We start from the raw sequence: 8617 nt of genomic DNA on the forward strand, positions 1-8617 counted from the left end.
CCACCCCGGCCCGTACGCCTGATCACGTCGGGGCCGCCCGGGCGACAGGTGCCGGCACGGCCGCCGGCCCGGGTCAGCCGAGGATGACCCGTCGCACGTGCAGCGCGTACGCCCAGACCAGCGCGAAGATCACCCCGAGCGCGAACAGCGACCAGTGCAGCAGACCGGCCAGCATCAGCAGGCCCTGGAGGGCCGTGCCGGCGTGCCAGGCCCAGGGCCGGCGCATCATGCCGGCCAGCACGATCGCGGCCACGGCCAGGGCCGCCACCGCCGCGATCGCCGCGCCGCCCAGATCGCCGCCGACCACCCGGATGGGCTGGATGGCCAGCAGCAGCACCAGCGCCTCCAGGCCGAGGGTGCCCGCGCCCAGTCCCCGTACCGCCCGCTGCGGGTCCCGCAGCCCCGACCGGCGGGGACCTTCGCCCGGCGGCGGCGATGCGGCCACCGGCTCGTCCTCCGGCGTACGGCCGGTCATCGCTTCAACAGCCGGCGGGCGTCGGCCACGGTCACCACCGACCCGGTGACCAGCACCCCGACCCCGGCCAGCTCGCCCGGGACGTCCTCCTCGGCCAGCGTCACGGCCACCTCGATCGCGTCCGGCATCTCCTCGGCCACCTCGACCCGGTCCGGCCCGAACACCTCGGCGGCGAGCGCCGCCAGTTCCCGTGCCGGCATCGCCCGGGGCGAGCTGTTGCGCGTCACCACCACCTGGTCGACGACCGGTTCGAGCAGTTCCAGCAGGCTTGCCGCGTCCTTGTCCGCGAGCACGCCGAGCACCGCCACCAGCTTGCTGAAGGCGAACTCCTCCTGGAGCGCGGCGACCGTGGCGGCCATGCCGTGCGGGTTGTGGGCGCCGTCGAGCAGGATCGTCGGTGCGGTGCGGACCCGTTCGAGGCGGCCCGGCGAGGTCGCCGTGGCGAAGCCCTCGCGGACGGTCTCCACGTCCAGTTGCCGCTTCGCGCCCGCGCCGAGGAACGCCTCGACGGCGGCGAGCGCCACCGCCGCGTTCTGCGCCTGGTGGGCACCGTGCAGCGGGACGAACACCTCGTCGTAGACGCCGCCCAGGCCCTGGATGCTCAGCATCTGCCCGCCGACCGCCACGGCCCGCCGCAGCACCCCGAACTCGACCCCCTCCCGGGCGACGGTCGCGCCCACCTCGGCGCACCGTTCGAGGATCGGCCGAGCGGCCTCCTCCTCCTGCGCGGCGCAGAGCACCGTGGCCCCGGGGTGGATGATGCCGGCCTTGGCCAGGGCGATGTCCTGGAGCGTGTCGCCGAGGAACTCGGTGTGGTCCAGCCCGATCGGGGTGAGCACGCACACCCCGGCCTGGATCACGTTGGTGGAGTCCTCCGCGCCGCCGAGGCCCACCTCGACCACCGCGACGTCGACCGGCGCGTCGGCGAACGTGGCGAACGCCAGCGCCGTGGTCATGTCGAAGTACGTCAGGGGCTCCGCCGACCGGGCGTCCACCAGCTCGGCCAGCGGCTCCACCTCCCGGTACGTGGCGGTGAACCGCTCCTCGTCCACCGGCTCGCCGTCCAGGCTGATCCGTTCCCGCACCGTCTCCAGGTGCGGGCTGGTGTACCGGCCGGTGTGCAGCCCGAACGCCCGCAGCAGCGAGTCGATCATCCGGGCCGTGGAGGTCTTGCCGTTGGTGCCGGTCAGGTGGATCGACGGGTACGCCCGCTGCGGGCTGCCCAGCAGGTCGAGCAGGGCCGCGATCCGGTCCAGCTCGAACACCATCCGGGTGAAGCCGCGGCCGGCCAGTTCGGCCTCGACGGCGGCGAAGCCGGTCTGCGCGGCACGGCTCGCCCGGCCGGCAGTCGAGGTGTCGGTGTGGTCGGTCACGAGGGCAGCGCCTCCAGAGCGGCGTCGATCCGGGTCAGGTCGGCTTCGGCAACGGCCAGCCGTTCGCGGATCTTGGCAACCACGTGCTCGGGAGCCTTGCCGACGAACGCCGGGTTGTCGAGCTTCGCCCGCGCCTGGCCCGCCTCCTTCTCGGCGGCCGCGCGGTCCTTCGTGAGGCGGGCCCGCTCGGCGGCCACGTCGATCGAGCCGCGGGTGTCCAGCGCGACGGCCACCTCACCGGGCATAGCGAGGGTGGCGCTGGCCTGGAAGCCGTCCCCCGCCTCGTCGAGGCGGACCAGCGAGCGGATCAGCGGCTCGTGCCCGGCGATGCCGGCACCCGGCAACCCGTCGAGCCGGGCGGCGACCCGCTGCGTCGGGCGCAGGCCCTGGTCGGAACGGAACCGGCGGATCTCGGTGACCACCCGCTGGAGGGTGCCGATCTCCGCCTCGGCGGCATCGTCGACCAGCGCGCGGTCGGCGACCGGCCAGGCTGCGGTCATCACCGTCTCGCCACCGGTGAGCGCCGTCCACAGCTCCTCGGTGACGAACGGGACCACGGGGTGCAGCAGCCGCAGCAGGTGGTCGAGCACGTGCCCGAGAACGCGGCGGGTGGTGTCGGCGGCGGGACCACCGGCCGCCAGTACCGGCTTGCTCAACTCCACGTACCAGTCGCAGACGTCGTCCCAGGCGAAGTGGTACAGCAGGTCGCAGACCTTCGCGAACTCGTACGCCTCGAACTGTTCGTCCACCTCGGCCGTCACGTGCGACAGCCGGGACAGGATCCATCGGTCGACCGTCGACAGGTCGTCGACCGGCGGCAGCCCACCGCGCGTGTGCGCGCCGTTCATGAGGGCGAACCGGGTGGCGTTCCACAGCTTGTTGCAGAAGTTGCGGGAGCCCTGGCACCACTCCTCGCTCACCGGCACGTCCCCGCCCGGGTTCGCACCCCGGGCCAGGGTGAACCGGGTCGCGTCAGCGCCGAAGCGCTCGATCCAGTCCAGCGGGTCGACCACGTTGCCGAACGACTTCGACATCTTCTTGCCGTGCTCGTCACGCACCATGCCGTGCAGGGCGACGACGTCGAACGGCGGTCGGCCGTCCATCGCGTACAGCCCGAACATCATCATCCGGGCGACCCAGAAGAACAGGATGTCGTACCCGGTGACCAGCACACTGGTCGGGTAGAACTTCGCCAGGTCGGGGGTCTGCTCCGGCCAGCCGAGCGTGGAGAACGGCCACAGGCCGCTGGAGAACCAGGTGTCCAGCACGTCCTCGTCCTGGTGCCAGCCCTCGCCGGTGGGCGGCTCCTCGTCCGGTCCCACGCAGACGATCTCACCGGCCGGGCCGTACCAGACGGGGATCCGGTGACCCCACCACAGCTGCCGCGAGATGCACCAGTCGTGCATGTTGTCGACCCAGGCGAAGTAACGCTTCGCCAGCTCCGCCGGCTCGATCTTCACCCGGCCGTCGCGGACCGCGTCGCCGGCCGCCTCGGCCAACGGCGAGGTGTTGACGAACCACTGCAACGACAGTCGGGGCTCGACCGTGGTACGGCACCGCGAGCAGTGACCCACCGCGTGCACGTACGGCCGCTTCTCGGCCACGATCCGGCCCTGCTCGCGCAGTGCGGCGACGATCGCGGGCCGCGCCTCGTAGCGGTCCAGGCCCTCGAACGGGCCGGAAGCGGTGATGACGCCGCGCTCGTCCATGATCGTCAGGGCCGGCAGGCCGTGCCGCTGGCCGATCTCGAAGTCGTTCGGGTCGTGTGCCGGGGTCACCTTCACCATGCCGGTGCCGAAGGCCGGGTCGACGTGCGCGTCACCGACGATGGGGATCCGACGGCCGGTCAACGGCAGTTCGACCTCGGTGCCGATCAGGTGCCGGTACCGCTCGTCGTCGGGGTGCACCGCCACCGCCGTGTCGCCCAGCATGGTCTCGGCCCGGGTGGTCGCCACGACGACCTCGTCGCTGTAGCGGATCGAGATCAGTTCGCCGTCGTCGTCGGTGTGCTCCACCTCGATGTCGGACAACGCGGTGAGGCAGCGCGGGCACCAGTTGATGATCCGGTTGGCGCGGTAGATCAACCCGTCGTCGTAGAGCTTCTTGAACATGGTCTGGACGGCCCGGGACAGGCCCTCGTCCATGGTGAAGCGCTCACGGTCCCAGTCGACCGAGTCACCGAGGCGACGCATCTGGCCCAGGATCGCACCACCGGACTCGGCCTTCCACTGCCACACCCGCTCGACGAACGTCTCCCGGCCCAGGTCGTGCCGGGACAGGCCCGCACCGGCGAGCTGCCGCTCGACCACGTTCTGGGTGGCGATGCCGGCGTGGTCCATGCCGGGCAGCCACAGCGCCTCGAAGCCCTGCATCCGCTTACGCCGCACCAGGGCGTCCTGCACCGTGTGGTCGAGCGCGTGGCCCATGTGCAGCGAGCCCGTGACGTTCGGCGGGGGGATGACGACCGTGAAGGCGGGCTTGTCGCTGCCGGCGGACGCCCGGAACCGACCGTCGGCCACCCAACGCTCGTACCGTCGCTGCTCTACCTCGCCGGGCTGGTACTGGCCGGCAAGGGTCGGGGCGTCGGGGCGTCGGGCATCCAGTCTCTCGGTCACCCTGAGAGTCTACGGAGCGCTTCGGCGGACCCGGCATGCGCCACCGGTGCTTCGCGTACGGTGTCGGCATGTCCGACGCACATCTCACCGAGCGTCAGCTCCCCGGTCGGGCCGAGCCCGTCGACCTGACCGACGAGCCGTTCCAGCTCAGCCATCCCGGTTCGGCGGAGCCCTCGACCCGACGAGCCGGTGGGTCGCGGCGTCGGCGGGCGATCCTGGCCGCCCTGGCGGCGCTCGGGCTGCTGGGAGCCGGCGCCCTGGGCTCCGCCGGCTGGCGGATCGCCCAGCAGAAGGACGCGGACATCGCGACCCCCGATCGGGTCGCCGGCCTGGTCCGGGACGACAGCGAACGGGCCCGCAACACGGCCGACTACCTGCGCTCCGGCTTCGCCGCCGACATCGAGCTCGACCGCAGCTTCGGCACCGTCTACCGCGACCCGGCCGACGAGAGGCGCTCGGTGCTCATCTTCGGCGGCACCACCCTGCTCTGGCAGCCGGAACGCGACCTGGACAGCCTGTTCGGCCTGATGACGGAGACTCCCGGGGAGGTGACCGGCCTGCGGGAGGTCCCGGCGGGTCGGCTCGGCGGGTTCGTCAAGTGCGGCACCACCAGCGGTGAGGGCGGCGACTTCGCGGTCTGCGGCTGGGCCGACCACGGCAGTGTGGTGATGGCGATGTTCCCGGGCCGCTCGGTCGACGACTCGGCCCGCCTGCTCCGCGAGATCCGCGAGACGGTCCAGACCCGCCGCTGAGCCGCTCGCCGGCCCCGTGCGGGGGCTCACCGCCCTCAGGTCCCGGTTTTGGTGGGTGTCCGGCTCGGGTGTGGTGTGGTGTGGGAATGCGTTCAGGGCCACCCCATGAAATGGGGTGGCCCTGAACGAATGTGTGTCCGGCGGTGTCCTACTCTCCCACACCCTCCCGAGTGCAGTACCATCGGCGCTGGAGGGCTTAGCTTCCGGGTTCGGAATGTTGCCGGGCGTTTCCCCTCCGCCATGACCGCCGTAACTTTATGGACATGTCAAACAAACCGTTCCATCGACCCCGATGTTTCTGGGGTGTGGTGTGGTGTGTTCGTTTGTCTAGAGTTGCACAGTGGACGCGTAGCAGCTTGGTAGTCAAGTCCTCGGCCTATTAGTACCGGTCAACTGAACCCGTTACCGGGCTTACATTTCCGGCCTATCAACCCAGTCGTCTAGCTGGGGGCCTTACCCCACCAATGGTGGGTGGGATACCTCATCTTGAAGCGAGCTTCCCGCTTAGATGCTTTCAGCGGTTATCCCTTCCGAACGTAGCTAACCAGCCGTGCCCCTGGCGGGACAACTGGCACACCAGAGGTTCGTCCGTCCCGGTCCTCTCGTACTAGGGACAGCCCTTCTCAAGTATCCTACGCGCACGGCGGATAGGGACCGAACTGTCTCACGACGTTCTAAACCCAGCTCGCGTACCGCTTTAATGGGCGAACAGCCCAACCCTTGGGACCTGCTACAGCCCCAGGATGCGACGAGCCGACATCGAGGTGCCAAACCATCCCGTCGATATGGACTCTTGGGGAAGATCAGCCTGTTATCCCCGGGGTACCTTTTATCCGTTGAGCGACACCGCTTCCACTCGCAAGTGCCGGATCACTAGTCCCGACTTTCGTCCCTGCTCGACCTGTCAGTCTCACAGTCAAGCTCCCTTGTGTACTTGCACTCAACACCTGATTGCCAACCAGGCTGAGGGAACCTTTGGGCGCCTCCGTTACCCTTTAGGAGGCAACCGCCCCAGTTAAACTACCCACCAGACACTGTCCCTGAACCGGATAACGGTCCGAAGTTAGATACCCAAATCAACCAGAGTGGTATTTCAAGATTGCCTCCACCCATACTGGCGTATGAGCTTCACCGGCTCCCACCTATCCTACACAAGCTAATTCGAATACCAATGTCAAGCTATAGTAAAGGTCCCGGGGTCTTTCCGTCCTGCCGCGCGTAACGAGCATCTTTACTCGTAATGCAATTTCGCCGGGCCTGTGGTTGAGACAGTGGGGAAGTCGTTACGCCATTCGTGCAGGTCGGAACTTACCCGACAAGGAATTTCGCTACCTTAGGATGGTTATAGTTACCACCGCCGTTTACTGGCGCTTAAGTTCTCCGCTTCGCCCCGAAGAGCTAACAGGTCCCCTTAACGTTCCAGCACCGGGCAGGCGTCAGTCCATATACATCGAATTACTTCTTCGCATGGACCTGTGTTTTTAGTAAACAGTCGCTTCCCCCTGCTCTCTGCGGCCATACAACGCTCCACCCGCGTGGGGCTTCACGTCTCCGGCCCCCCTTCTCCCTAAGTTACGGGGGCAATTTGCCGAGTTCCTTAACCACAGTTCGCCCGATCGCCTCGGTATTCTCTACCTGACCACCTGTGTCGGTTTGGGGTACGGGCCGCTCAGAACTCGCTAGAGGCTTTTCTCGGCAGCATAGGATCACTGACTTCACCTGAATCGGCTCGGCATCACGTCTCAGCCTTCATGCGTCGCGGATTTGCCTACGACACGGCCTACACGCTTACCCCGGCACAACCACCGGCCGGGATCAGCTACCTTCCTGCGTCACCCCATCGCTTGACTACTACCCGTCAGGTTCCCACGCTCCCCATCATCGGTCCGAAGACCTCCGACAGTTCGGGTGGTTAGCACAACGAGGTTCATCAGGGACGCTCTTTCGCGGGTACGGGAATATCAACCCGTTGTCCATCGACTACGCCTCTCGGCCTCGCCTTAGGTCCCGACTCACCCAGGGCGGATTAGCCTGGCCCTGGAACCCTTGGTCATCCGGCGGAAGGGTTTCTCACCCTTCTTTCGCTACTCATGCCTGCATTCTCACTCGTGCCGCGTCCACAACTCGATCACTCGGCTGCTTCACCCCCGGCACGACGCTCCCCTACCCATCCACACACCTGCACAACACATCAAGGCGTTGCGAAGTCACATGTGAATGCCACAGCTTCGGCGGTGTGCTTGAGCCCCGCTACATTGTCGGCGCGGAACCACTTGACCAGTGAGCTATTACGCACTCTTTAAAGGGTGGCTGCTTCTAAGCCAACCTCCTGGTTGTCTATGCGACCCCACATCCTTTTCCACTTAGCACACGCTTAGGGGCCTTAGCTGGTGATCTGGGCTGTTTCCCTCTCGACTACGAAGCTTATCCCCCGCAGTCTCACTGCCGCGCTCTCACTTACCGGCATTCGGAGTTTGGCTGATTTCGGTAAGCTTGTGGGCCCCCTAGACCATCCAGTGCTCTACCTCCGGCAAGAAACACGCGACGCTGCACCTAAATGCATTTCGGGGAGAACCAGCTATCACGGAGTTTGATTGGCCTTTCACCCCTAACCACAGGTCATCCCCCAACTTTTCAACGTTGGTGGGTTCGGCCCTCCACGCGGTCTTACCCGCGCTTCAGCCTGCCCATGGCTAGATCACTCCGCTTCGGGTCTAGGACACGCGACTGAATCGCCCTATTCAGACTCGCTTTCGCTACGGCTCCCCCACACGGGTTAACCTCGCCACATGCCACTAACTCGCAGGCTCATTCTTCAAAAGGCACGCCGTCACCCCGCAAGGCTCCGACGGATTGTAGGCGAACGGTTTCAGGTACTATTTCACTCCCCTCCCGGGGTACTTTTCACCATTCCCTCACGGTACTCGTCCGCTATCGGTCACCAGGAAGTATTTAGGCTTACCAGGTGGTCCTGGCAGATTCACGGCAGATTTCAGGGGTCCGCCGCTACTCGGGAACACTCACAGGAGGTCAGCCACTTTCACCTACCGGACTTTCACCGCCTACGGTCAGCCATTCCAGACTGTTCGGCTAGCAACTGACTTTGTAACTCCTCACACGAGTGTCAGCTCGTGTAGCAAGGTCCCACAACCCCGACCACGCAACCCCTGACAGGTATCACACGCAGCCGGTTTAGCCTCAATCCGCTTTCGCTCGCCACTACTCACGGAATCACTAATTTGTTTTCTCTTCCTACGGGTACTGAGATGTTTCACTTCCCCGCGTTCCCTCCATACACCCTATGTGTTCAGGTGCAGGTGACATCACATGACTGATGCCGGGTTCCCCCATTCGGACACCCTGGGATCACAGCTTGGTTGACAGCTCCCCCAGGCCTATCGC

4 protein-coding genes and 2 rRNA genes (1 of these 6 only partly in view) are annotated in these 8617 nt (G+C 66.4%); 1 reads left to right on the forward strand and 5 read right to left on the reverse strand.

Going from position 1 to position 8617, the window contains the following annotated elements; translation table 11 throughout:
• Positions 1 to 73: 73 nt before the first annotated feature.
• The 3 genes from GA0070616_RS06430 to GA0070616_RS06440 all read right to left on the reverse strand — a co-directional run bounded on the left by GA0070616_RS06430 (position 74) and on the right by GA0070616_RS06440 (position 4463).
• Entirely contained in the window at positions 74 to 475 is a 402-nt protein-coding gene (locus GA0070616_RS06430) for a DUF4233 domain-containing protein (protein WP_091077824.1), read from the reverse strand.
• A complete protein-coding gene (locus GA0070616_RS06435; protein WP_245712947.1) occupies positions 472 to 1743 on the reverse strand; it encodes a bifunctional folylpolyglutamate synthase/dihydrofolate synthase in 1272 nt (423 codons plus the stop codon). The genes GA0070616_RS06430 and GA0070616_RS06435 overlap by 4 nt, the downstream gene beginning before the upstream one ends.
• A gap of 101 nt (positions 1744 to 1844) precedes the next feature.
• Positions 1845 to 4463 carry a valine--tRNA ligase gene (locus GA0070616_RS06440; protein ID WP_091077831.1) on the reverse strand — a complete coding sequence of 873 codons (2619 nt, stop codon included), beginning with the start codon at positions 4461 to 4463 and terminating at the stop codon, positions 1845 to 1847.
• A 68-nt stretch (positions 4464 to 4531) separates the two neighbouring features.
• Between GA0070616_RS06440 and GA0070616_RS06445 the strand changes: the two genes are divergently transcribed.
• Positions 4532 to 5215, forward strand: coding sequence for a hypothetical protein (locus GA0070616_RS06445; protein ID WP_091090063.1), 684 nt, complete (start codon positions 4532 to 4534; stop codon positions 5213 to 5215).
• A gap of 135 nt (positions 5216 to 5350) precedes the next feature.
• Here the strand turns inward: GA0070616_RS06445 and rrf are convergent.
• Positions 5351 to 5467: ribosomal RNA gene (gene rrf, locus GA0070616_RS06450) — 5S ribosomal RNA — on the reverse strand.
• Between the two features lie 107 nt (positions 5468 to 5574).
• Positions 5575 to 8617, reverse strand: a 23S ribosomal RNA gene (locus tag GA0070616_RS06455) (it continues 67 nt past the right edge of the window).

The organism is Micromonospora nigra, from assembly GCF_900091585.1.
In the GTDB taxonomy this organism is placed as follows: domain Bacteria; phylum Actinomycetota; class Actinomycetes; order Mycobacteriales; family Micromonosporaceae; genus Micromonospora; species Micromonospora nigra.